The 22,976-nt window shown below is 64.9% G+C and carries 24 protein-coding genes; 9 read left to right on the plus strand and 15 right to left on the minus strand.

Annotated elements, in window-relative coordinates:
- Positions 1-97 precede the first annotated feature (97 nt).
- The 6 genes from P8R42_24755 to P8R42_24780 form a co-directional block, all read right to left on the minus strand.
- Positions 98-256, minus strand: coding sequence for a hypothetical protein (locus P8R42_24755; protein ID MDG2307801.1), 159 nt, complete (start codon positions 254-256; stop codon positions 98-100).
- Positions 257-295: 39 nt separating this feature from the next.
- Positions 296-493, minus strand: coding sequence for a hypothetical protein (locus P8R42_24760; GenBank protein MDG2307802.1), 198 nt, complete (start codon positions 491-493; stop codon positions 296-298).
- Between the two features lie 111 nt (positions 494-604).
- Entirely contained in the window at positions 605-760 is a 156-nt protein-coding gene (locus tag P8R42_24765; GenBank protein MDG2307803.1) for a hypothetical protein, read from the minus strand.
- Between the two features lie 72 nt (positions 761-832).
- Positions 833-2,308 (minus strand): bifunctional 3-(3-hydroxy-phenyl)propionate/3-hydroxycinnamic acid hydroxylase, encoded by a 1,476-nt coding sequence (locus P8R42_24770; GenBank protein MDG2307804.1) that lies wholly within the window; start codon positions 2,306-2,308, stop codon positions 833-835.
- Positions 2,309-3,154, minus strand: a complete 846-nt coding sequence (locus P8R42_24775) for a fumarylacetoacetate hydrolase family protein (GenBank protein ID MDG2307805.1) — start codon at positions 3,152-3,154, stop codon at positions 2,309-2,311.
- Between the two features lie 24 nt (positions 3,155-3,178).
- The gene (locus P8R42_24780) at positions 3,179-3,832 is read right to left on the minus strand and encodes a helix-turn-helix domain containing protein (protein ID MDG2307806.1); all 654 of its coding nucleotides are present in this window, start codon (positions 3,830-3,832) and stop codon (positions 3,179-3,181) included.
- 80 nt (positions 3,833-3,912) lie between these two features.
- Here P8R42_24780 and P8R42_24785 point away from each other — a divergent pair, with 80 nt between their 5' ends.
- From P8R42_24785 to P8R42_24795, 3 genes are all read left to right on the plus strand, one after another.
- The gene (locus P8R42_24785; protein MDG2307807.1) at positions 3,913-4,455 is read left to right on the plus strand and encodes a VOC family protein; all 543 of its coding nucleotides are present in this window, start codon (positions 3,913-3,915) and stop codon (positions 4,453-4,455) included.
- 55 nt (positions 4,456-4,510) lie between these two features.
- Entirely contained in the window at positions 4,511-5,413 is a 903-nt protein-coding gene (locus P8R42_24790) for a PHB depolymerase family esterase (GenBank protein MDG2307808.1), read from the plus strand.
- A 145-nt stretch (positions 5,414-5,558) separates the two neighbouring features.
- Positions 5,559-6,404: a hypothetical protein gene (locus tag P8R42_24795; GenBank protein ID MDG2307809.1), complete on the plus strand. Its 846-nt coding sequence runs from the start codon at positions 5,559-5,561 to the stop codon at positions 6,402-6,404.
- On the opposite strand, the gene P8R42_24800 is transcribed toward P8R42_24795, so the two are convergent.
- Both P8R42_24800 and P8R42_24805 read right to left on the minus strand, forming a co-directional pair.
- A complete protein-coding gene (locus tag P8R42_24800) occupies positions 6,405-6,863 on the minus strand; it encodes a hypothetical protein (protein MDG2307810.1) in 459 nt (152 codons plus the stop codon). It abuts the gene before it with no gap.
- 9 nt (positions 6,864-6,872) lie between these two features.
- Positions 6,873-7,115, minus strand: coding sequence for a hypothetical protein (locus P8R42_24805; GenBank protein MDG2307811.1), 243 nt, complete (start codon positions 7,113-7,115; stop codon positions 6,873-6,875).
- Between the two features lie 103 nt (positions 7,116-7,218).
- Between P8R42_24805 and P8R42_24810 the strand changes: the two genes are divergently transcribed.
- Positions 7,219-8,283, plus strand: a complete 1,065-nt coding sequence (locus tag P8R42_24810) for an MBL fold metallo-hydrolase (protein MDG2307812.1) — start codon at positions 7,219-7,221, stop codon at positions 8,281-8,283.
- A gap of 4 nt (positions 8,284-8,287) precedes the next feature.
- Here the strand turns inward: P8R42_24810 and P8R42_24815 are convergent, their stop codons facing one another.
- The 5 genes from P8R42_24815 to P8R42_24835 all read right to left on the minus strand — a co-directional run bounded on the left by P8R42_24815 (position 8,288) and on the right by P8R42_24835 (position 11,789).
- Complete coding sequence (locus P8R42_24815; protein MDG2307813.1) at positions 8,288-8,455, minus strand: hypothetical protein; 168 nt, start codon at positions 8,453-8,455, stop codon at positions 8,288-8,290.
- Positions 8,436-9,041 carry a TonB-dependent receptor gene (locus tag P8R42_24820; protein ID MDG2307814.1) on the minus strand — a complete coding sequence of 202 codons (606 nt, stop codon included), beginning with the start codon at positions 9,039-9,041 and terminating at the stop codon, positions 8,436-8,438. The genes P8R42_24815 and P8R42_24820 overlap by 20 nt, the downstream gene beginning before the upstream one ends.
- A gap of 164 nt (positions 9,042-9,205) precedes the next feature.
- Positions 9,206-9,730: a TonB-dependent receptor plug domain-containing protein gene (locus P8R42_24825; GenBank protein ID MDG2307815.1), complete on the minus strand. Its 525-nt coding sequence runs from the start codon at positions 9,728-9,730 to the stop codon at positions 9,206-9,208.
- Positions 9,731-9,912: 182 nt separating this feature from the next.
- The gene (tsaA, locus tag P8R42_24830; protein MDG2307816.1) at positions 9,913-10,419 is read right to left on the minus strand and encodes a tRNA (N6-threonylcarbamoyladenosine(37)-N6)-methyltransferase TrmO; all 507 of its coding nucleotides are present in this window, start codon (positions 10,417-10,419) and stop codon (positions 9,913-9,915) included.
- Positions 10,416-11,789: an amino acid permease gene (locus tag P8R42_24835; GenBank protein MDG2307817.1), complete on the minus strand. Its 1,374-nt coding sequence runs from the start codon at positions 11,787-11,789 to the stop codon at positions 10,416-10,418. Before P8R42_24835 ends, tsaA begins: the two co-directional genes overlap by 4 nt.
- A 90-nt stretch (positions 11,790-11,879) precedes the next feature.
- Between P8R42_24835 and P8R42_24840 the strand changes: the two genes are divergently transcribed.
- Entirely contained in the window at positions 11,880-12,101 is a 222-nt protein-coding gene (locus P8R42_24840; GenBank protein MDG2307818.1) for a hypothetical protein, read from the plus strand.
- 100 nt (positions 12,102-12,201) lie between these two features.
- A complete protein-coding gene (locus P8R42_24845; GenBank protein ID MDG2307819.1) occupies positions 12,202-13,821 on the plus strand; it encodes a sulfatase-like hydrolase/transferase in 1,620 nt (539 codons plus the stop codon).
- A 6-nt stretch (positions 13,822-13,827) separates the two neighbouring features.
- On the opposite strand, the gene P8R42_24850 is transcribed toward P8R42_24845, so the two are convergent.
- Both P8R42_24850 and P8R42_24855 read right to left on the minus strand, forming a co-directional pair.
- On the minus strand, positions 13,828-16,752 hold the full coding sequence (locus tag P8R42_24850) for a DEAD/DEAH box helicase (protein MDG2307820.1): 2,925 nt from the start codon (positions 16,750-16,752) through the stop codon (positions 13,828-13,830).
- Positions 16,753-16,827: 75 nt separating this feature from the next.
- Complete coding sequence (locus P8R42_24855; GenBank protein ID MDG2307821.1) at positions 16,828-18,759, minus strand: NAD(P)/FAD-dependent oxidoreductase; 1,932 nt, start codon at positions 18,757-18,759, stop codon at positions 16,828-16,830.
- Between the two features lie 115 nt (positions 18,760-18,874).
- Between P8R42_24855 and P8R42_24860 the strand changes: the two genes are divergently transcribed.
- Genes P8R42_24860 through P8R42_24870 form a run of 3 tightly spaced genes read left to right on the plus strand, consistent with a single transcriptional unit; the run spans position 18,875 to position 22,957 of the window.
- The gene (locus P8R42_24860) at positions 18,875-20,497 is read left to right on the plus strand and encodes a carboxyl transferase domain-containing protein (GenBank protein ID MDG2307822.1); all 1,623 of its coding nucleotides are present in this window, start codon (positions 18,875-18,877) and stop codon (positions 20,495-20,497) included.
- A 7-nt stretch (positions 20,498-20,504) separates the two neighbouring features.
- Positions 20,505-22,493, plus strand: a complete 1,989-nt coding sequence (locus P8R42_24865; protein MDG2307823.1) for an acetyl-CoA carboxylase biotin carboxylase subunit — start codon at positions 20,505-20,507, stop codon at positions 22,491-22,493.
- 35 nt (positions 22,494-22,528) lie between these two features.
- Complete coding sequence (locus P8R42_24870) at positions 22,529-22,957, plus strand: rhodanese-like domain-containing protein (protein ID MDG2307824.1); 429 nt, start codon at positions 22,529-22,531, stop codon at positions 22,955-22,957.
- Positions 22,958-22,976: the final 19 nt, after the last annotated feature.

The raw sequence follows: 22,976 nt of genomic DNA on the forward strand, positions 1-22,976 counted from the left end.
CAAAATGTTTAGTCGTCGTGCCAAGGTGGAGACCACTGGCGGCGCGACGACTAAACATTTTGGCCGAGACTAACCAACGTCCCCTATCTAACGCTATCTAACGATTGAAGCCGCTCATGATCATCGAGACTACTAGGGTCAGCACGATACTCCCGACGATGGAGATGTGCAGGCCGTAGTTCATCTCGCCGAGCAACCAGTTCAGCCCGAGAAGCACCAACACGAAGACGATCAAGCTCTGTAGGGAACGACCCATCGGAGCATTGTGCCGGGCTCGCGGCGCCGACGGAAGGACCTAGCCCCGAGGGGTGTATATCTCGCAGGCGGCCTGGTGCCGCCCTAGCATGACCAGGAGCCGGCCGAACGCGAGGTATTGGCCAATCATCATGCCGAGTTCGACGAACTCCGCCTCGGTGAAATGCTTCCGCAGTTCGGACCGGAAGTGGTCGTCCACGGTCCGGAAGTCCGTGGCGAGCTTCTCCGCCCAGCGCACCGCCAATGCCTCGCGCGGTTCCAGGCGACGATCGGCCTCGGGCTTTCGAATCTCTGCAATGATCTCTTCGGTCAGGCCATCACGCGCCGCCGGCGCGTAGCGAGCGAACAGTCAAGTGTCGCATTCGTTCAGTTCGGCGACCTTGAGGCGCGCGAGCTCCTTCAGGCGACACGGAACGACGCCTTCCTGGTGACCCGGGCGAAAGAACGAGAAGTACCGCTCGAAAAAGTCGGGAAGGAGTTCGAGGGGACTCGACGCGTCGGACATGCGTACGTTCTACCTCACCCAATCCACGAAAGGGAACATTTCAGAACGCCGCGCCCTCGGGCACAACGAGACTCAGACGGTGCGGTGCGCGAAGGCCGACGGCAGAGACTTGTCCGATCCGAGCGAGAACACCACCCGGTCCGGTCGGAGCAGCGCCACGTCGCCGGCGCCCAAGAGCCATTCGGCTCCAGGGTCATCGAGCTCGAGGAACGCCGCCCCGAGACTTTCCCAGGCGCGCTTCTGCCCTTGGGTCAGGATATCCCTCGGCGGGTCCTTGGAGAGAACGACCCACCGCGGACCGGCGAGATCATCGAGAGAACCGACCTTCGTACCGTCCTTGACCTTACACTGCGGCATCAACCGGCCGACCCAATCACTGCCGCCATCGGCGAGGAGACCGGTCGACAGGTTCGGAAGCTCCTTGCTGCCGCCGTACCCGTACCCGATCAAATCCGCGGGTGGCGGTTCCCCAGTCACCGTCATGTCGGCGTAGGCGTCGATCAGACGGCCCGTGTTAGTCGAGTGCAGCACCATCGCCACAGCCATCGGGTGCCGCTCTTCGGTGTAGGTGTCGAGTAGGGCGTCGGTCGCGTGCCCTCGCTTCACGGCGGCGAGCTTCCAGATCAGATTCTCGGCATCGCGCACGCCGGTGCACAGCCCCTGGCCCATGAAGGGCGGCGTCTGATGCGCGGCATCCCCGGCGAGAAACACGCGCCCGCGGCGGAACGTGTCGGCAACCGTTGCGTGGAACCGGTAGACGACCGCGCGCAGAATGCGCGCGTCTTCACGCGAAACCCACGGAGCGAGAAGCTCCCACACCCGGTCGCGGTCCTCCATCTCGGCCCGCGTCTCTCCGGCGCGCAGCTGGAACTCCCACCGATAGAGGCGACCCGGCATCGGGATGAGAGTCGTCGGCCGCGCCGGATCACAGATCTGCTGCGCGAGCCGCGGTAGCTCCGCCGACAGCTCGCGCTCCACATCGATCACCAACCATTCGCGATCATACCCCAGGCTGTCCCAGGAAATCCCGCAGCCCTTCCGGACGGCACTGCTTGCCCCGTCCGCTCCGATCACCCAACGGGCTCGGACCGGACGGCCCTCGCCGTGAGCGAGATCGTGCACCCGAAGCTCCACGTGATCGTCGTGCTCGGCGATCTCACGCACCTCGTGCGAGACGCACAGCTCGACGTCGTCATGGCGGGCGAGGCAACCACGCAACCCCTTCTCGATGATCGGCTGGGCGATCGAAAGAACGGGCGGGAAGCCGTTGAGCGTCTTCAGCCCCGGGAACTCGATCCCGATGAGGCGCTTGCCTTCGGGGTCGAGAAACTCGGCTCCTACGTGCTCCTGCGTCCCCGGAAGGATCGCTTCGAGGAGGCCCGCGTTCTGCAGGATCCGCTGGACGTCATCGTGCATCCCCGCAGCGCGCGGTAGATCGTAGACCTCGGGCTCGCGATCGAAAGCGACCGCGGACAGCCCGTATTGCCCACAGAGATTGGCGGCGACGACGCCGGCCGGGCCGGCACCGACGATGGCGACGTCGATCATTTATCCGTTCTTCGCGACGCAACGGTTGGTCATGCTGCCGAGGCCTTCGATCGTGGTCGTGAGAACATCGCCCGGCTTGAGGAACGTTCCTTCCATGAACCCGACGCCTGAGGGCGTCCCGGTGAAGATCAGATCGCCCGGCTCGAAGGTGCAGATTCCCGAGATGTACGACACGAGCTTCTCGATCCCGAAGATGAGATCGTCCGTCTGGGTCTCCTGCTTCCGAACGCCGTTTAGCTCGCAGCTGAGCGCCAGGTTGGAGCGGTCCGCCAGCTGATCGTGCGACACCACGCACGGGCCGATCGGCCCGAAGGTGTCGAAGGACTTCCCGAGATCGAAGTGGGGCGGCTTGCTCGCGAACTGCGTTCCGCGCTCCGACACGTCCTGGCCGATCGTGAGGCCGGCGATGTGATCCCACACCCGATCCTCGGGGATGTCCCGCGCACGGGAGCCCATGACCAGGACGAGCTCCGCCTCGTAGTCGGTCGTGGGCCCGAAGACGATGATGTCGGCCGTGCTCGAGGCGATGCAGTTGGTGAACTTCGCGAAGACGAGCGGGTTCGGCGGGATCTCCATCTTCGACTCTTCGGCGTGGGCCCGGTAGTTCAACCCGATCCCGAAGATCTTCTGCGGGCGCGGCACGCAGATGCCGAGCTCATTTTCGTCGAGGGGCGCATCGGGCGCGCTCCCGAGACTCTTCGCAACCTCGTGGAGATCGCCGTGGCGCGCGATCGCTTCCATCGGGTCAGACGTGAACTTGCCACCACTGTGCTTCTCGAGGTCGTAGACGCCGTTGTTGGCGACGAGTACCGCGCGGTCGTCCTTGGTCGCGAGTCGAAATGCCATGGTCTGTCTCCCTGTCTTCTATCGTCAGGCGGCGGCCGTGTCGGCCGGCAGTAGGGTCAATGGAATGTGAGCGATGCGCTTGGCCTCGGAACGTTCGACGCCAAACATGCGCAGGAGGTGCTCGACGGCATCGTCCAAGTCGTGGTCGTCGAACCGACCCTCGACCCGCGCCGTGATCGTAGCGATGAAGACACCAGGTAAGAGCTGCTGCATGACCTTCTTGTTTTCTACGTAAAAGCGGCCGGCGTCGGTCGCCCGCATCACATCGCGAAGCGCGCTCTCCCCAAATCCCTCGTGCAGTCGCTTGACCGGCAGCCCCGAGTGCAGGGCGAACCAGCAGCAGAGCGGGTCGGACGGAATCTGGCGGAGGCCGTGGCGCATCGCCGTAGCCATGCCCTCGGCGGGATCCTCGATCGTCTGAACGAGCCGGTCGAGCCGCCGGTTCAGCGCCTCGCTGCGCGCCCGCGCGATCGGAATCAGAACTTCGTGTTTGCTCTCGAAGTGGTGATAGAAGCTGCGCCGCGAGATGTTCGCCGCCTCCGTGATCGCCTCGATGGTGACGCCATCGACCCCACGCTCGAGCATGAGCTCCTCGGCCACTCGGAGGAGACGCTCTCGGACCTCCGCCCGCCGGCGAGCAACCCTGCCCTCGGGGGCCGTATCTGCGGTTACCGTCATGATCGAAGACGCCCCTACACTTAATTTGCACTAAGTGCAAGTGTGCGCTAGGTGCAATATATCAATCAAGGAGGCAGAAAATGCAGCTGCGCTGGTCCCATTGCGTGATGTACGTCCGCGACATCGAGAAGATGGTCGCTTTCTATTCAGAAGTCCTGGGCTTCCAGGTCTCCGACCGCGGCCCGATGGACCCAGGCAATCCCGAGGGCATCCAGGTCGTCTTCATGACCCAGGTCGGGTCGGACCACCATCAGATCGCGTTTGCGAACGTCCGCGGCGACGGCCCGTCGACGACGCTCGATCACATCGCGTTCCGGGTCGACAACCTGAGCGAGGTGAAGGAGATGGCCGAACGCCTCCGAGCAGACGGCCGCGCCACCGGAATCGGCGCGGTAAACCATGGCAACGCGTGGTCCTGCTACTTCCAGGACCCCGAGGAGAACCGCCTCGAAGTCTTCTGCGACTCGCCCTTCCACGTAAACCAGCCGCAGATCGACAGGTGGGACTTTGCCATGTCCGAGGGCGACCTCAAGAAGGCCACCAAAGAGCACTATGGCCCTCAGGCCGGCTTCCAGCCCATGGACGACTTCAAGGCCGCCCAGCGTCGCAAGCACGACGGCTGACCGTTCAGCGGGAATCCCGTAGCCCCGCCGTCTCCGCGGGGCTATTCTTCGCGGGATGAGGATTCTCGCCTGTCTGGCTCTCGCGTTCGCCCTCGGTTGCGGCTCTTCCACCACCGGCCCCGCCACTGATGATGGGGGCCCGGTTTCATACCCGGCAGCGCCAGCCACGGAAATCGGCGGAGATCGTCCCGCCGTGGTCTACAGTCCGAGCGATTACGATGCGGGGAACCCCTACCCGCTCGTGATCCTTCTGCACGGGTTCAACACCCCCGGATTCGTACAGAACGCCTACCTACAGACGTCGAACTCCGTAGACGAGAAACAGTTCGTCTTCCTCCTCCCCGAAGGCCTCACGAACCCCAACGGCGCGCAGTTCTGGAACGGGACCCCGGCGTGCTGCGACGGCTTCGGAAGCGGCGTCGACGACGTCGGGTACCTCCGCGGTCTCATCGCCGAGGCGAGCGAGCAGTACAACATCGACGCTCGGCGCGTGTACGTCATGGGCCACTCCAACGGCGGCTTCATGTCCTACCGAATGGCCTGCGAGGCCTCTGACGTCGTGACGGCAATCGCCTCGCTCGCCGGTGCAACGTTCGCCACCGAGGCGGAATGTACTCCCGACGAGCCCGTGAGCGTCCTGCAGATCCACGGCACCGACGACAGCACCATCCTGTACGACGGCGGCGCCAACGGTGGCGGCCGCTACCCGAGTGCCCTCGACAGCGTGCGACGTCATGCGCAGGTCGCCGGATGCAACCTCGATGCTCCGTCGCTCTTGCCGGGCCTCGACATCCTCCTCGCCGACGGGAACGACACCGAAGCCCTGCGATTCGAAGACGGTTGTGCGAACGGAATCGAGGCCGAGCTCTGGACCCTTCCCGGGGCACCTCACATTCCCGGGGTCAGCCCGGACTTCAGTCCGGCGATCCTCGATTGGCTCTTCCGCCAAAGCAAATGAGATTTCCGGCCCAAGGAGAAAAGCCATAAACAAGAACGCAGACAAACTCGCTTCGATCCTCGCCGCCCTGACTCTCGTCGGCGCGCTCGGCGCCTGCGGCAGCAGCAGCACCGACGGCAGTGGAGGCACGGGTGCACCCCAAGAGGTGGCCCTCCCCGCGACGCAGCCGGTTCCGCCTCCGGAGGCCGACAGCTGTATCAGGGACACCAGCGCGGGCCGGCAGTCGCTCGAGTGCGAGGGGCTCTCGTTCGAGCTCAGCGTTCCCGAGGCGTGCCAGGACACGGCCTGTGGCCTCATCGTCGATGTCCATGGCTTCGGAATGAACGGTCCGACCGAGGACCTCCACACGCAATTGAGCGAGATCGCCACGCGCGAGGGCTTCATCGTGATGCAGCCCTCGGCCCCGGTCGACGGAGACAGCGGCTTCGCTTCCTGGTCCTCGTCCGGTTCGAATGACGGTCAGGTGCTCGCAATCCTCAATCGCATCAAGAACGTCTTCCACGTGATGGACGAACGCGTGCACATGACCGGGTACTCGCAGGGCGGGTTCATGACGTGGCGCTTCCTCTGCGCCCAAACCGAGTTGTTCGGCTCAGTCGCGCCACTCTCGGCGGGATCCGGCAATTGCTTCGGTGACGATCTTCCCTCCGAAGAGGTCGACATCCTCTACGGCCACGGCACGTCCGACGGACTCGTTCCCTTCGCGGGCGCGACCACGACGATCGAGCGGATCAACGACCGCTGGAACATGACGTCCGGCGAGACGCTCTCACAGGACGCCGACCACGAGTGGACCCGCTACACCAACGACCGGGGGACCCGGTTCGAGTTCATTCAGTGGGAGTGGGAGACGAGCCTGGTTCTCGGGACGAGCCCACTTCTCGGCCACTGCTTCCCCGGAAGCGACGGGTTCGTCGGCTGCGGGCTCGACAATGCGTTCCACTGGGGCGAAGAGCTCACCAAATTCTTCCTCGAGCATCCCCGCGGCTGATCAGAGCAGAACCACCAACACGCCGAGCCCGGCCACTGCGACGTGGAGGCCGAGCCAGATCAAATTCGTGCGCGCCGTTTTCTCGCTCAAGACGGGGAAGCGGCGTGCGTGCTTCTGGTTCGCTTCCGCGTAGAGATCCAGCACGGGGAAGCTGCGAGAAATCTCGTCGCGCACGGCGTGCACCCGCTCCACATGAAGACGACCGCGCTCGTAGTGCCGCAGGCACGCGAGAAAGCCATGCCCGCCGAGGACGACCAGGAACAACCCGGCCGGGATTCTCGAAGCCGCATCCGGAGCGAGGGCCGCGAAGCCAAGAAGAATCGCGGCGGCGATCGCGACCGTGGTCGTCACCGTCTGCCGCTGCTGCTCGTAGCTGCGCGACTGAAGCGCGTTCTCTTTATAGAACGTGAGCAGGATCTCGCGTGCAGCCACCGGATCGTTTGCGGGTGATTCGTCCATGGGTCGTCCTCAGTGCTGGGGCGTGCAGACGTAGCACGGCGGCTCGGTGCCGGGTGCACAATTTGTCTGCTGACAGACGCCGATCGGACCGTCGCTGCGCTGGCACCGCGCACCGATCGACGTGCATTCGACGGAGACCGGAGCCCCCGCAACTCCACCGAGATCACAGCCGTACCAGCCGACGCACAACCCGCAGAGCACCAGCAAGCGAAGACGGCGCACGGCGCGCCCAGTGGGTTCAACATCGGTCATGGCTCCTCCAGGAGGGACGTTGGTTAGTCGTGCAAGAAAAGTTTAGTCGTGCAATCCCACTTGGGCCACCCCTTTCGTTGGGCTAGAGCATAGCGCTGTGAGCATGCTCCAAAACTTCGCGACCACAATTCTATGCATCACTCTCCTCGGCTGCACCGCCAGCACTCAGGACGGCATCATTCGAGACATGCTCTCTGAGCGGATAGCGAATTCGCCGACCTGGATCGATCAACCGGGCCTGCAAGTCCTCATCTGCGGATCCGGTGGGCCTCTCGTCGCGACGGATCGGGCGGCCGCCTGCGTCGCCGTCGTCGCCGGCGGAAAGATGTACATCGTCGACGTCGGCGCCGGCAGTGCGGAGAACCTCGGAGCGTGGCAAGCACCGATGGCGAAGATCGCCGGAGTGTTCCTCACGCACTTCCATTCCGACCACATCATGGAACTCGGGGAGTTCAATCTTCAGTCCTGGGCGGCCGGACGAGAGGCTCCGCTTCCGGTATACGGCCCCACGGGCGTCGAGCAGGTCGTCACTGGATTCAATACCGCCTACGCGCAGTCTCGTTCGTATCGCACCGCGCACCACGGGGCCGACTTCCTGAAACCTGAAACCGGGCTTCTGAAAGCGCATCCGTTCACAGTCGCGACCGGGGCCTCACCGAACGACACGACGGTCGTACTCGAGAGCGATGGGCTCGTCGTCCGCGCCTTCTCGGTCGCCCACCCGCCGGTGTCACCCGCCGTCGGGTACCGCTTCGACTACGCGGGCCGCTCGGTCGTGATCACCGGCGACACTGGACCGTCCGAGGCCGTCGTGAGCGCTGCTAAGGACGTCGACGTGTTGGTCCACGACGCAATGGCTCACCACATGATGAACATCGTCTCGGAGGTCGCGGCAGAGGCGGGGCTCGATCGCAACGCCAAGATCGCCCACGACGTCCCCGAGTACCACGCCTCCGTCACCGAAGCGGCCAAAGCCGCGAACGACGCGGGCGCGAAGCTCCTCGTGATGTACCACCTCGTACCCCCGCCTCAGAACTTTGTCTTGGAACGAATCTTCCTGCGCGGGGTCGACGACGTCCGGTCGGAAGATGTCGTCCTGGCGGAAGATGGGATGTGGATTGATCTACCGCCCGACTCGGATGAGATTCTTCAGGACAGCGTCCGCTGAGCCGTCAGAACCGATAGCTCAGTTCGCCGCCGAACGTACGTGGCGGCGCGTACGTCCGAAGCACGTGCCCGAACGTCGAGGCGAGCGGCTGACCGTTGATGAACACGATCTCGTGCGCGAGGTTCTTGCCCCACAACGCAACCTGCGCGTGGTCAGGTGCCCGGAAAGCCATTCCGGCACGACCAGGTTCGTCTGAAGCTCCAATGAGTTGTTGAAGGATTCTCGGGCTCGAACGGCGTGAGGGTACCCAGGCTCGGGTTCAGCACGGCGTTGAACCCACCGCCGCGAAACCCGCGTGAGAACGTAAAGTAGCCCATAAGGTGATCGAGCGGCGCACCGCTCATCATGTCTTCGGGCGGGGTGAGCGCGAGAGTGGCCATGGGCGTCCAGGCTGTGTGGATCGCGCTCGCCGGCTGGGTCATCGACTCGCCCTCGACGGGAAGGATCGCCTGCACCGAGAAATCGGCGCCCTTCTTCTCTTCGGTGTAGCCCAGACCCGCGATCAGGCTCAGCCACTCGAGGATGTCGACGGTCCCCTGCGAGTAGATCGCCCAGTCCCAGTTCCGGGTGCCATTCGTTGTGAGGTTCGCCTGAGTAACGTCGCCACCGAGGCGCAGAGTCGTCGTGATCGGTGTCGTGGCGCGTTCCCAGCATCCTAGTTCCCGACGCCCCAGACCCCATGGCTCTCCTGCCCGACGATCTGAAGAACGTCCGATTGATAGTCCAACGGCCCAGAGCGGGTACACGCGTCCCGCCATTCGGTTCCCGGGGGTGCGAGCGGCCCTTGCTGCACTGAGAAGCAACTACTCCCCGGGCCGTGCGTGTCGTACCGGTTCCAACTACCGCTCACATCGATCGTGAGATCCTCGATCGGAATCCAGCGCACCGAGCCGATGGTCGCGACCGACTGACGGCCGGAGGTCTACTCGTCCGTCGTCGTATTGAACGTGAAGCCGTCGAAGTTGTTCGTCGAGATCGAGAAACGAGTGAGCAGCTTGTCCAGAATCGGAAGGTTCACCATCGCGCGCGTATCGACCGACCCTAAATTTCCAGGGCGCACCTGCGCGAGACTCTCGAGTTCCTCGTGCGGCTTCACCGTCGTCAGACTGATCGCGCCCCCAATAGAGTTCTTACCGAAGAGAGTTCCCTGCAGACCGCGAAGAACCTCGATCCGTTGGATGTCGATGACGCTCGTGACCGCGCGGACGGAACGCGAAAAGTAGACACCATCTACGTAGACACCGACGCCCGGATCGAACGCCGCCGCGATGCGCGTGGTTCCGATTCCCCGAATGCGAAACTGGGCGGACTGATTCAGCCCTACCGGGGTCTGCTGCCAATTCAGGTTTGGAACGAGATTCTTGATCTCGTTGAGCCGCGTGATGTCGTGATCGCGGAGTGCCTCGACGCCGATGGCCGTCACCGCGAGTGGCGTGTCCTCCAGCATCTCCGCCCGCTTCCTCCTGAACCACCTCGAGCTCGCCTGCCGTATCCGCCGGCGGCCCGTAGGCGACCGGCACCGAAAGTCACCCCAGAAGAACGGTGGCAAGAATCCCAAGCATCCAATGCACGAGCTGTATTCATTTTATTGGCATAGCTACTGCAAAAAGGGCAACTCGGACCCGCGCGTCAGTCTCCCGAAATAGGCCGGTACGGCTTCTTCAGCCGAGGCTCGACCCCCGCGTCGAGGTAGGCCTCCAGCCAGCCATGCCCAGCATCGGGCCACGAATCGACCATCGGGAGATAGGGCTTGATGTCGAGGATCGGGGTCTCGTCGAGAAGATCGATGCCCTGCACCCGCAGAAGACCCTCCGCCACGGCGACGGACTTCACCACGACGTTCGTGAGGCCGATGCCCGAAGGTCGATCGGGGGCCCTCGTCGCGAAGATGCCGCGCTTCGGACCGCCACGAGGCGGCTTCACCTTCGAAGTCCAGCCGCGGTTCCGGTCGAACACGAACACCAGCCAAATGCGCTCGAAACTCGCGACATCCGCGAGCGCGGGCGCGAACTGCGGCTCGACCTCGATCGTTCCTTCGGTCTCCGGAGAAGCGACTGGCTGATGAGGCGTATCCTCACGTCGCCGCCACGGCGTACGTGCTCGGCCGATCACCGGGATCTCGATGCACTTGCTCATCTCCGCTCACCGCGGAGTCCCCGGAGAAGCCAGACGGCGACGAACACTCCGATGCCGAGCAACGGGAGCCCACTCGCACCCTCCGCGCCGGTCGCGAACGACCAGAACTCGAACCCAATCACAGAGAGCGCCGTCGCGAGGTAGAGCAGCGGAAGCCACGGGTAGGCGCTCGCCCGATACGGTCGCTCTGTACCCGGCTCGCGGCGGCGCAGTACGAACAACGCGCCCACCGTGAGGGACCCCAACAGGAACATCGCGACGCTCGTCAGCTGCACCAACTCTTCGAAGGTCCCACTCGCGACGAGAAACACCGAGAAGGCGGCCTGGGCCCACAGTGCCCGCGCCGGCACCTGACCATGCTCCGAGAGGGCCCCGAACGAGCGCGGCAACGCGCCATCCCGACCCATCGCGTATCCGATCCGCGCGCCGCCGAGCACCGTCGCATTGATCGACCCCACGAGCGCGAGCGCGATGATGACGGCGACGACGCCCTCCGCACTCTCACCCAGAAGAACACGGGCCGCCGCCGTGCCCGACTCAAACGCTTCGGCGATGCCGCCCATTCCCAGAACCGAGATCCATGCGGCACACAGGAGCAGGTACAATCCGGTCACCAGCGTCGTGCCGAGCAGCAGCGCCCGCGGAATCGTGCGCCCCGGATCGGCGACCTCACCCCCCACGTAGGCCACCGCGTTCCAACCGGCGTAGGCAAAGTAGACGTTCAGAACAGCCGCGCTGATCGAACCGACCCCGCCCGCGGACGCCGCCGCGGGCACCGCCGAGGCATGCGGAGCAGTCGCCAACGCCCCTGCGGCGAAGACCGTCAGGAGACCGACCGGAACGAGCGTAAGAAGGGTCTGCGTCAACGAAGAGAGCCGAACGCCCGCGATGTTCAAGACGGTCAACAGGAGAATGAGGAGGATCGCGACGAGCTCGCCGCCACTCAGCTGGAGGCCCACCACGGAAAGATCAATCCAGGATGCCGAGAGATCCACGCCCACGAGCGCGGCGAGCAAGCTCAGTTGGTACTGGCTCACGGCCGCCGACATGCTCGCGATCGAGCCCGCAAACACCCCCGCGAAGAGTACGACGCCCGCCGCGAAGCCCAGGGTCGGTCCGAAGGCCCGCCGCAGATATACGTAATCGCCGCCCGCGTCGGGTATCATCGCGCCGAGCTCGGCGTACGTGACGGCTCCGGCGATCGCGATCACCCCGCCGAGCGCCCAGAGCAGAAGGAACGGTCCGGGCGACGTGACGCTCTGCGCCACGAGATGCGGCGTCAAGAAGATGCCGACACCCACCATCGAACCGGCGACGATCGTCGTGGCGCCGAGCATTCCGATCGCCCGCGGGGCACTGGACCTCGTCACGAGATCCCCCGAACATCGAGACACGACACTGCTTCAGCCATCGACCCGAGTCCCGTTGGTCCGCCTCTCCAACCATTGTAGACTCGACGCGTGCCTCTGCACTTCGTGATCGACGAGACAATCAGCCTCGTCTCGACCACGGCCGTCGGAGACGTGGCGGAAGCGGACTTGCTCGCGCACGCGATGAAGCTCGCTGCGGTGCCCGATCGCCCGCGCCGCGAGTTCGTCGACTTCACGGACCGAACGGGCGCCACGCGGAATTGGGTAGGAGCGAACGACGCGGCGACAAGGCAAGGGCAGAGTTCCTCATAGGCGCACTGGTACCACGGCCGGTTCTGGACGAGGAACCCACAGCGGACGACCCTCTCCACGCCACATGGATCCCCCCGCTGCGCCACGTTAGACCTAAGGCATGGGCATCACTTCTCGGACCCTCCCGTTCTTACTGGGCCTTTTGATTCTGCCGAGCCTCGCGGGCGCCGACGATGCACGTCCCAACGTGGTCATCTTTCTCGCAGACGACCTCGGCTGGTCCGACGTCGGCTTCCACGGCGAAGAGGTCATCGAGACGCCGGCCATCGACCGGATCGCCCGCGAGGGTGTGGAACTCCACCGCTTCTACTCGACGCCCATCTGTTCACCGACCCGCGCCGCGCTCATGACCGGCCGGGACCCGATGCGACTCGGCGTCGCGTACGGCGTGATCATGCCCTGGATGACCAACGGCGTTCATCCCTCCGAACACTTCATGCCCCAGAGCTTCCATGCAGCCGGGTACCAGACCGCCATGGTCGGCAAGTGGCACCTCGGACACGCGCAAGAGACGTATCACCCCAACAAGCGCGGCTTCGATCATTTCTACGGGCACCTGCACACCGAGGTCGGCTACTTCCCGCCCTTCGCCAACCAAGGCGGGCGCGACTTCCAGGTCAACGGCCGTTCCACCGAGGGCGAGGGCTACGAAACGTTCGTGCTCGCCGACGAAGCCACTCGCTGGATCAAAGACCGGGACCCGGACCGACCGTTCTTTCTTTATATGCCGTTCATCGCGCCCCACACTCCGCTCGAGGCGCCCGACGACCTCCTCGCCAAGTACGCCGACATGGACGACGATCGCGAGAAGGCCCGCAGCCCGCAGACCGATCAGTCGCGCTTGATAAGCAAACTGATGCTGCGACCGAGCGCACGACCGGTGTACGCCGCCGTCGTCGACGCGATGGACCAGGCCATCGGCCGCGTGCTCGACACGCTCGACGAACAAGGGATCGCCGACAACACGATCGTCTTGTTCTTCAGTGACAACGGCGGCGCCGCGTACGCAACGGGTGGCGCGGACAACGTGCCTCTCCGAGGCGGCAAGGGCGACGTGTTCGAGGGCGGCATCCGCGTGGTCTCGGTCATGCGCTACCCGGCGAAGATCGAGGCCGGCACTCGTTTCGACAGCATCATGTCGGCGATGGACGTCTTCCCGACGATTGCCGCCGGGGCCGGAGTTCCCAGGCGCAACACGGCCGATCTCGATGGGCGCAACCTCTGGAACGCCATCCAGGAGAAGCGACACGTGCCGCGCGACGAGTACATGTTCTTCGCCTCTGAGACGCCCATCAGCGGCTGGTTCAACTTGACGGCCTTCAACGACGAGTGGAAGTTGGTCCAGCAGGTCCAGCAGGGTCTTCTCTCCGCCGATGTCACCGACTACCTGTTCCACACGACCGAGGATCCGTACGAGTACGAGAACCTCGCCGAGGCGCACCCCGACGTCGTCGCGAAGATGGCCAAGGCGATTCACGTGTGGCGACAGCGCTACCCGATCTCCGGAACGCGGCATCAGCTGGTGCCGCCGCCCGGCTGGCGCGCACCCAAGGACTGGGCCGGGTACCCGATCCCGCTGGATCAACTCCAGGACGAGCCCGCCATCGGCATGCCGCCGCCGTTCGCAATCCCCGCCCTCGATTGGCAGCACGGCGAGGTCGGCCGACTGATCTACGATTGCGAACCGTACGAGTTCCTCGGCGGCGGACTCTGCAAGTAGCTGGAGCTACTCTTCGAGAAGCGCGAGAATCTCGTCGCGTGTGACGCCGCCCGCCACGAGTGCCTCACCGGAGAGTGCGGTCTCGGCGATCTGCTTCTTGCGCTTCTGAAGATCCAAGACCCGCTCTTCCACGGTGTCCTTCGCGACGAGTCGGTACACCATGACGGGGCGATCCTGCCCGATCCGGTGCGCGCGATCGGCAGCCTGCTCCTCTACCGCCGGGTTCCACCACGGGTCGAGGAGAAAGACGTGGTCGGCGGCCGTGAGGTTCAACCCCGTGCCCCCCGCGGTCAGCGAGATGAGCAGTACCGGCGGGCCGTCCGGATCCTGGAACCCGTCGACGACGGCTCCGCGGTCCCGCGTCGATCCGTCGAGCCGAGCGTGCGGAATCGAACGTGAGGCGAGATGCGGTTCGACGAGGTCGAGCATGCTCGTCCACTGGGAGAACACGAGAGCCTTGTGTCCATCGGCCACCGCATCCTCGAGCGCTTCACACAGTGCTTCGACTTTCGAGGAGGTCGCGGCCTCGCGACCCGGGAGCAACCCGCGATGACATGCCGCTTGTCTCAACCGCAGAAGCGCTTCGAGCGCCGCCATCACGTTCGATCCCTCGCCGAGCTTCTTCACGACATCCGCGCGCGAAGAGAGGCGCACACTGTCGTAGAGGGTCCGCTCTTCGTCATCGAGCTCGCAATACAGAACGGACTCCGTGCGTGGCGGCAACTCCGTCGCAACCTCACGCTTCAGCCGACGCAGCAGGAAAGGTCGGAGTCGCGAACGCAGGCGCTTCGTCACCGCACCGTCGCCGGCCAAGATCGGTTTCTCGTACCGCTCGGCGAAATCGCGACGACCACCGAGAAGGCCGCGATTCACGAAGTGCATCTGGCTCCAGAGCTCGTCGAGTCGATTCTCGATGGGCGTGCCCGACAGTGACAGCCGGAAGCCTGCCCGGAGATCGAACGCCGCTCGCGCAGACTGACTGTCGGGATTCTTGATCGCTTGCGCTTCGTCGAGCACGACTACGTTCCAGTCGACCTCACCGAGAACATCGATGTCGTTCCGAAGCGTCGCGTAAGTCGTGAGCGTCACATCGGCGTCGGTGAGGGCACGGGTCGGGCCATGATAGAGCGCAACGGAGAGTTCGGGACGAAAGCGATCGGTCTCCTTAGTCCAGTTGTGGATCACGCTGCGCGGGCACACGACCAGCGTGCGCCCCTCGATCGCGCACAACGCCTGCACCGTCTTCCCGAGACCCATGTCGTCCGCAAGGATCGCACCGAGGCCCGCATCGCGCAGCCGGGTGAGCCACGCCACGCCGTCCGCCTGATACCCCCGGAGATCTCCGCGAAAGTCGTGGGGCAACTTCACGGCTCCGGCCGGCGCGTCGTCGAGAAGAGGGCGAAGGCGCTCGAGTTCGAACGGCGCCGGCGCGTCCATTGCGGCACACAGTTCCCCGAGAACCGGCAGAGCGGCCGCAGGGGTACTTCCCCCATTCGACTCGCGCGCAGCAAGAAGGTCCGTGACGAGAAGACCGTGCTTTTCGAGCCAGCCCTCGGGAACATTCGCGAAGCCGCCGCCAGACAACGGTACGAGGCCGAGGCCCTGGCGCCATGCTGCGACGACGGCACTCGCCGACACCGAACCGATGTCCTTCGCTCCACCACCGACCGCGTCGAAGACCAGATCGATCCCAGCCGCCCCTTCGGTGAGACGTGGCGTCAGCTCCGCGCGCTCGTCCACCTCGCGTCGCCCGCGTGCGCCCTTGGGTCGTCCGTCGGCGAACGAGCGAATATCCGAAAGAAAACGTGCCGCGTCCTGCGACGCGAAGCGAACCCGGCGGTCGAGAGCGAGATTCAGCTCGTCACGAAGACGAAGCGTGAGCTTCTTCTCTTCCCCGACGTCCCGCTTCGGAACCGCTCCGCCGAGATGAACGAGCCGATCCCCCTCGATACGCGCGACCGGCGGATCCCCGTAGACGAGCTTTGCGAGGACGTCGACGCCGTCTTCCGCGGTATCGATCTCGAAATCGAGCCAGGGAGCCACGCGAGCCTGCCGCGCTTGGCGACCGGGGAGACGCGTCGATTGCACATCCACCGAGATTGACCGCTCCAACTCCGGGATGAGAGTGCCGACGAGCTCTCCCACGTCATCAGGACGGAAGGTGCGACGAAACGGGAGACGTTCCCAGGCGCGACCAAAATGCGCACCCGCGCCGAAGGGATGCAATCGATCCCCCGCGCGCAGCACGCCCGGTGCCACGACTTCCGACACCGACGGATCCGCTTCGATCACCAACTCGACGCCTCCCCCCTTCGCGTCGAGGACCCGCGCACACGGGAAGAGCGGCTGCGCCGAAGCCCGCACCTCCATCTCTTCGAGCCGAAGGTCCTTCACGCCCACGAGAGCGGACAGGACCGTCTTCGCGCGCTCGAATTCGATCGGTACCTCCCTCCGCGCAAGCAGCAGATCGACGTCGAGATCCTCGACGCTCGGCTCGAAGTTCAACTCGGCCCCCTCACTCTCGATGAGGTCGTAGAGGGACTGCTCGAGCCGCCGCGGTTCGTCGTCGCCGCAGAGCAGGAACCGGTCGACGATGAGTCCCCCGTCGGTTCGCCGGAGCACGTACCGGATCGTGCCGATCCGGCCTGCCCCGTGAAAGAGCGCCTCGAGTTCGCCTCCCATCTGCACCGCGGCGATCGCGCAGGCCGCGACGTGCTCGCAGGGGTCACACGGCCCCTCGCAATCGCAATCCCACTCTTGATCGCCCGGGAAGAGAATGACGGTCGGTGCGACCTCGTCGCCAGAGAGCCGCACCCGAAAGGTCCATTCGTCCGCGGTGTGCGAATCCCCTGCCACCGAATCGGTGCGCCCGAGTGCCACCCCTTTGGACCACAGGCCGGGGAGGCAATCCTCCTTCACTGCGTCGAGCATCAGCTTCCAGTTCGGCACTGCTAGTGAGGCGTAACGGCGGAACCGGGCTCTTTCTACTCCGCCGCTTCGTGACGGTCAGCGGAGCTCGAAGTCGTCGAGGTCCGGCTCGCGGGTCCAGCCCCAATAGTCGACGAGCAGCCAGGGGGAGACGGTCGTCACGCGGCCGGCTTCGTTCTTGTACCAGCTCCGAGTTCCCGTGTGCGCCCACACGGTGCGCTGTGTCGCCCCGAGATGCCGTTGCTCGTAGGCGGCAGCCACGTCCTCACGACACTCGATCGTACGATGGCCTCCCTTCAGCAACGCTGAAAGGCACCCCATAATGTAGCGGACCTGGCACTCGGAGTGAAAAATGATGCTCCCGGCGTGCGCGAGATTCGTGCCCGGACCGTAGAGACAAAACAGATTTGGAAAGCTTGGCACGGTGATCCCCAGATACGCGCTCGGCTCCTCGCCCCATCTCTCGCGCAGAGTCGAGCCTTTCTTCCCCGTGATCTCCATCGGCCAGAGGAACTTGTTCGCGTGAAAGCCGGTCGCGAACACGATGACGTCGACCTCGATCTCCGTACCGCTCTCGAGCTCCAAACCCGTAGGCGTGATCTTCGCGATCCGATCTGTCACGAGGTCCACGTCGTCCTGCTGCAACGTGCTGAGCCAGGACCCATTGTCCTGCAGCATGCGCTTCACGAAGGGCGGATACTTTGGGACGACCTTCTCCAGCAACGCAGCATCTTCGCCCACCTGGAACTTCACGTACTCCGTGAAGCCGATGCGCGTCTGCTCGTTCAGCTCGTTCACGGACCGCTCCTGGTGCGGCCAGTCCGGGTCGACGATCAGCGACGGCATGAGGCCGTCGGATGCGGGCCAGAAGAGCAGGAACCGGTACCAGCGCGCATAGTAGGGCACGTGCCGCAGGAGCCACTTCTTTCCTGCCGGAACGGTGCGGTGGTAGGCGGGATTCGGGCTCATCCAAGCGGCCGAACGCTGCATCACGTAGAGATGCTCCGCCTCTTTCGCGACCTCGGGGACGAGCTGCAGAGCGCTCGCGCCGGTTCCAACGACCGCGACTCGCTTGCCTCGCAGATCGACATCGTGATCCCAGCGGGCCGAATGAAACGCCGGTCCCCGGAAGGAGTCGCGTCCCGCGATGTCTGGGACGCGCGGACGATTCAGCTGCCCTACGCCGCTGATGATCGCGTCGTATCGATCGCTCGACTCCGTACCGTCGGCCGAGCGAGTGACCACATCCCAGGAGGCGGATCCCTCGTCCCACCGCGCGGAGACAACTTCCGTGCGAAAGCGAATCTGCGGGCGCACGCCGTACTTGATCGCACAGGTTTCGAAGTACTCGCGCAACTCGGGCCGCTTGGAGAAGTACTCACTCCAATCCGGATTGGGTTCGAACGAGTAGCAGTAGAAGTGGTTCGCGACGTCGACCCGACAGCCGGGGTAGCTGTTCTCGAGCCAGGTGCCTCCGACACCGTCGTTCTTCTCGACGATCTCGTACGGCACGCCGTACTCCTGCAGGCGGATCGCCGCGAGAAGGCCGGACATGCCCGCGCCGATCACCAGTACGCGCAGGTTCGCCCTTGTGTCTGCGGGAACGTCGTCCCACGAGACGTCGCGAGCATCGCGGCCGTCGAGGGCCATCTCCTCCTGCATCATCGGGACGTACGATTCCGGAACAGGCTCCCCCGTGGCGAAACTCATCATCTCCCGAATCGTCTCTGCCGTCGGGGGCGGCGGCAGGGTGCATCCGCGATCGCGGTAGTCCGCAAGCGCACGCAGAACCTGCGCACGGACCGCAGCCTTCTCCTCCTTCGCCAGCCCCTTCCCGATTCGCCCCACGACCTTGGGAGGTCGAATCGGCCCGCGCAGCACGTCGGTTCGTCCCGTGAGATGGACGAGACTCATCAGGAGCGCCGGAATGTTCGCGCTCTCGAGCGCTTCAGCGATCGTCTCGTCGTCGTCCTCGAAGGGCTCCCCGGAGGGGCGAAGTGTGTCCGTCATCGCATCGACTGATGTCGCACAACGCCGGCCCGTGCAACGTCGGGCCCGCTGGACCCCTCCCGGCAACAAGCTATGCATTACGTGCGATCTCTCGAGCACTCGCGGAGGCTTCTTGATGCCCGTATTCCAATCCAGCATCGCCCCGTCCTCGGAGGCGTTCCAAAAGAACCGCACGGACATGCTGTCTAAGATCGACGAGCTGCGCGCACTCGAGGCGCGTGCCGTCACGGCATCCAACAAGCGGCGGCCGGTTTTCGAGAAACGCGGACAGATCGTACCGCACGAGCGTATTGCCCGACTACTCGATCCAGGGATGCCCTTTCTGCGTCTCCACACTCTTGCGAACTACCTCGTCGATGATCCGAATCCCGAGACGAGTGTTCCGGGAGCAAGCCTCTTGTGTGGCATCGGATTCGTGCGCGGCGTGCGTTGCATGATCTGGGCGGACGATAGTGGGATCCGCGCCGGGTCGGTGACCCGGAACACGCTACCGACGGTCTTGAGCCTCGAGGATATCGCGCTCCGCCAAAAGCTCCCTCTCATCCATCTCGTCGAGAGCGCCGGCGCCGACCTCATGAGCTTTCTCGTGGAGAGCTGGGCGGGCTTCGGGGCCGCATTTCGAAATCTCGCGCTGCTCAGCTCCGCCGGGATCCCGACGACGGTCGTCTTGCATGGCCCGTCGACGGCGGGCGGTGCTTACATGCCCGGCATGTCGGACTATGTAATTGGGGTGAAAGAGAACGGCCTCGCGGCACTCGGTGGCGCCGCACTCGTCCGCGCCGCCACCGGCGAGATCGCGGACGAACGCGAGCTCGGCGGCAGTGAGATGCACGCGACGGTCTCGGGCCTCGTCGAGTACCTCGCCGACGACGATGCGCAGGGCCTCGCGATGGCTCGCGACGTGATGGGACGGCTCGATTGGAACAAGACCACGGATCTCCCGAAGCGCCGAGAGTACGCACCGCCCCTCTGCGACGCCGACGAACTCGCCGGCGTCGTCCCGGTCGATTACCGAACCCCCTACGACGTTCGTGAAGTGCTCGCACGGATCGTCGACGGCTCGGACTTCGAGGAGTTCAAGCCGCGCTACGGCGTCTCCACCTTCTGCGCGCAGACGAGCATCATGGGGTACGCCTGCGCGATAATCGGGAACAATGGCCCGATCGACCCCGACGGCGCGACCAAGGCGGCCCAGTTCATCCAGCTCTGCGATTCGTCCGGAACCCCGCTCATCTTTCTGCAGAACACGACCGGCTACATGGTGGGCACGGAGTACGAGCAGGCCGGCATGATCAAGCACGGCTCCAAGATGATCCAGGCAGTGAGCACCGTCCGGGTGCCGAAGATCACGATGTACATCGGCGCCAGCTACGGTGCCGGCAACTACGGGATGTGCGGCTACGCCTACAAGCCCGACTTCCTCTTCTCTTGGCCGAACTCGTCGAGCAACGTGATGGGCGGCGAGCAGGCCGCGAAGACGATGCGGCAGGTGATCGAGTCGGCCGCCGAGCGTCGCGGAACCGAAGTAGACCCCGCGCAACTCCAGGGCCAGGAAGACGCCATCATCGCGCACTTCTCCAAGCAGGAGAGCGCCTTCTACACGTCGGGACGAGTTCTGGACCACGGCGTGATTGATCCTCGCGACACCCGTCGCGTTCTGGGCTTCACGTTGGAAACCTGCCTGGAGGCTCGCGCCCGAACGTGCAACCCGAACACGTTCGGCGTAGCGCGGATGTAGAGGAACCATGCCGAGCTTTTCGACACTGCTGGTCGCCAACCGTGGGGAGATCGCTCTTCGGATCATGCGTACCGCGCACGCCCAGGGCCTCCGCACCGTCGCCGTGTATTCGGACGCCGACGCGGATGCCCCCCACGTGAAGTACGCCGACGACGCCGTACACATCGGCCCGTCACCGGTCGGCGAGTCCTACCTCGTCGCCGAGAAGATCCTCAACGCCGCCAAGGCGAGTGGCGCCGAAGCGATCCACCCCGGGTACGGATTCTTGTCAGAGAACGCAGCGTTCGCCCGAGCCGTCGAGGCGGCGGGACTGACATTCGTCGGGCCGCCGGCAAACGCCATCGACGTCATGGGGGACAAGGCGCGTGCGAAGCGCGCGATGATCGAGGCCGGGGTCCCCTGCGTCCCAGGTTACCAGGGCGAGGATCAGTCCGACGAACGCCTGATTGTCGAGGCAGACGGGATCGGCTTTCCCGTCATGGTCAAAGCCGCGGCCGGCGGTGGCGGACGCGGCATGCGGCTCGTTCCGAGTGCCGACAGGCTCGGCTCCGCTCTCAAGCGCGCGCGCTCCGAAGCCGAGCGCGCCTTCGGTTCCGGCGAGCTGATCCTCGAGAAGGCGATCGTCCGGCCCCGCCACGTCGAGGTTCAAGTGTTCGCCGACGGCCACGGGAACACGATCCACCTCGGCGAACGCGACTGCTCTGTCCAACGACGCCACCAGAAGGTCATCGAAGAAGCCCCGTGTCCGGTAATGACGCCCGCACTGCGCGACGCCATGGGCTCGGCGGCCACCCACGCGGCGCGTGCCGTCGACTACCGCGGCGCCGGCACCGTCGAGTTCCTCCTTGACGAGGGCGGTGGGTTCTACTTCCTGGAGATGAATACGAGGCTCCAAGTGGAGCACCCGGTGACCGAGATGGTGACCGGGCTCGATCTGGTCGCAATGCAGCTTCAGGTCGCGCGAGGCGCAGCGCTGGACGTCACCCAAGAGGAGGTCCGTCTCGACGGGCACGCAATCGAGGTCCGGTTCTACACCGAGGACCCCGAGGCAAGCTTCCTCCCGAGCACGGGGCCGATCCTCCTGTGGCACCCGCCCGGCGGCGACGGCATCCGCGTCGATGGAGGCATCAAAACCGGCGGAGAGGTTTCTCCGTTCTACGATGCCATGGTCGCAAAGATCGTCGCCCACGGCGCGACGCGCGAAGATGCGCGCCGGCGGCTCATTCGCGCATTGGAACGAACTAGTTTGTTCGGCCCGAAGACCAACCGAGACTTCTTGATCGATGCGCTCGGCCAACCTGCATTCGCCGCGGGCGACGCGACGACGGCCTTCATCGAAGAGACCTACGGCAAGAGCGGCTTCGAGAGCGGAGAGATCCCCGCGTCGGCACACGCCGCCGCCGCCGCGATCCAGCGGAACCTCGCGCGCGAACGCGCACGGGCGGAAGCACTGGCCATCAGCCCGGAGCTTCTCGAGTGGTCGAGCGCCGGTGTCCTCGAATCCGTCGTGCAGTACGAGATCGGCGAGAACCGCGTGACGATCCCAGTCGAATCGTACGCCGACGGCGCCTACGACGTCCGCGTAGCCGATTCCGCCTTCCGGATCGCGATCACCACGCTGCGGTCGGAGACCGCCCACGTCATCATCGACGGCCGTGGCGTCGACGCGATCTTCCACGAGGACCGACAGCGAACCCTGCACGTCTCGTTCGGTCCCCGAAGCTACGTATTCACAGACCTCTCGGCCGCCACCAGCACCGGCGAGGATACCGCCGCGAGTGGACGGGTAGTCGCCCCGATGCATGGGCGTCTCCTGCAGATCCTCGTGTCGGAGGGCCAAGCGGTGAAGAAGGGCGATCGCCTCGCGATCCTCGAAGCAATGAAGATGCAGCACGAGATTCTTGCAGAGGTGGACGGGAGCGTGACGACCATTTCCGCCAAGGCGGAGACACAGATCGGTGCGGGGGACCTCCTCCTGGAGATCGAGCCCGCCTGATTGGCAATGTCGGGACCTTCGCGTAGCGTCGAGCCATGCTGAGATCGATCGCCTCGACCTTCACTGTCCTACTCCTCCTGGCTGCACCCGCGACCGCACGCGCTGCGGACCCCGAGCACGTCGACGTCGCCGGGGCCGAGGCGCTTCTGGGGACAAAGACCGAGATCGTCGTCCTCGATGTCCGCACGCCGGGCGAGTTCGAGGCAATCCACCTGGCCGGCGCGAAGAACATCGACATCGACGGCGCTTCCTTCCGCGAAGACGCGGCCAAGCTCGACCGGGACCAAGCCTATCTCGTGCACTGTGCCGCCGGAATCCCCGGCGGCCGCAGCGCCCGCTCCGTCGAGATTCTCGAAGAACTCGGGTTCACGAGAGTCTACCACCTCGACGGCGGGATCAACGCGTGGAAAGCCGCGGGGAAGGGCGTCGAAGGAACAGCGGCCGGCTCCGTCGCGAGCGACTAGTTCCGCCGATCACGACTTC

This window comes from Candidatus Binatia bacterium, assembly GCA_029243485.1.
GTDB lineage: Bacteria > Desulfobacterota > Binatia > UBA12015 > UBA12015 > VGTG01.

Bases quoted from the DNA above. Each gene is read 5' to 3' on its own strand.
- P8R42_24755 (MDG2307801.1), bottom strand. From the start codon at position 256: ATGGGTCGTTCCCTACAGAGCTTGATCGTCTTCGTGTTGGTGCTTCTC.
- P8R42_24765 (MDG2307803.1), bottom strand. From the start codon at position 760: ATGTCCGACGCGTCGAGTCCCCTCGAACTCCTTCCCGACTTTTTCGAG.
- P8R42_24770 (MDG2307804.1), bottom strand. From the start codon at position 2,308: ATGATCGACGTCGCCATCGTCGGTGCCGGCCCGGCCGGCGTCGTCGCC.
- P8R42_24775 (MDG2307805.1), bottom strand. From the start codon at position 3,154: ATGGCATTTCGACTCGCGACCAAGGACGACCGCGCGGTACTCGTCGCC.
- P8R42_24780 (MDG2307806.1), bottom strand. From the start codon at position 3,832: ATGACGGTAACCGCAGATACGGCCCCCGAGGGCAGGGTTGCTCGCCGG.
- P8R42_24785 (MDG2307807.1), top strand. From the start codon at position 3,913: ATGCAGCTGCGCTGGTCCCATTGCGTGATGTACGTCCGCGACATCGAG.
- P8R42_24790 (MDG2307808.1), top strand. From the start codon at position 4,511: ATGAGGATTCTCGCCTGTCTGGCTCTCGCGTTCGCCCTCGGTTGCGGC.
- P8R42_24800 (MDG2307810.1), bottom strand. From the start codon at position 6,863: ATGGACGAATCACCCGCAAACGATCCGGTGGCTGCACGCGAGATCCTG.
- P8R42_24805 (MDG2307811.1), bottom strand. From the start codon at position 7,115: ATGACCGATGTTGAACCCACTGGGCGCGCCGTGCGCCGTCTTCGCTTG.
- P8R42_24810 (MDG2307812.1), top strand. From the start codon at position 7,219: ATGCTCCAAAACTTCGCGACCACAATTCTATGCATCACTCTCCTCGGC.
- P8R42_24815 (MDG2307813.1), bottom strand. From the start codon at position 8,455: ATGGCTTTCCGGGCACCTGACCACGCGCAGGTTGCGTTGTGGGGCAAG.
- P8R42_24820 (MDG2307814.1), bottom strand. From the start codon at position 9,041: ATGGCGGGACGCGTGTACCCGCTCTGGGCCGTTGGACTATCAATCGGA.
- P8R42_24825 (MDG2307815.1), bottom strand. From the start codon at position 9,730: ATGCTGGAGGACACGCCACTCGCGGTGACGGCCATCGGCGTCGAGGCA.
- tsaA (MDG2307816.1), bottom strand. From the start codon at position 10,419: ATGAGCAAGTGCATCGAGATCCCGGTGATCGGCCGAGCACGTACGCCG.
- P8R42_24845 (MDG2307819.1), top strand. From the start codon at position 12,202: ATGGGCATCACTTCTCGGACCCTCCCGTTCTTACTGGGCCTTTTGATT.
- P8R42_24850 (MDG2307820.1), bottom strand. From the start codon at position 16,752: ATGCTCGACGCAGTGAAGGAGGATTGCCTCCCCGGCCTGTGGTCCAAA.
- P8R42_24855 (MDG2307821.1), bottom strand. From the start codon at position 18,759: ATGACGGACACACTTCGCCCCTCCGGGGAGCCCTTCGAGGACGACGAC.
- P8R42_24860 (MDG2307822.1), top strand. From the start codon at position 18,875: ATGCCCGTATTCCAATCCAGCATCGCCCCGTCCTCGGAGGCGTTCCAA.
- P8R42_24865 (MDG2307823.1), top strand. From the start codon at position 20,505: ATGCCGAGCTTTTCGACACTGCTGGTCGCCAACCGTGGGGAGATCGCT.
- P8R42_24870 (MDG2307824.1), top strand. From the start codon at position 22,529: ATGCTGAGATCGATCGCCTCGACCTTCACTGTCCTACTCCTCCTGGCT.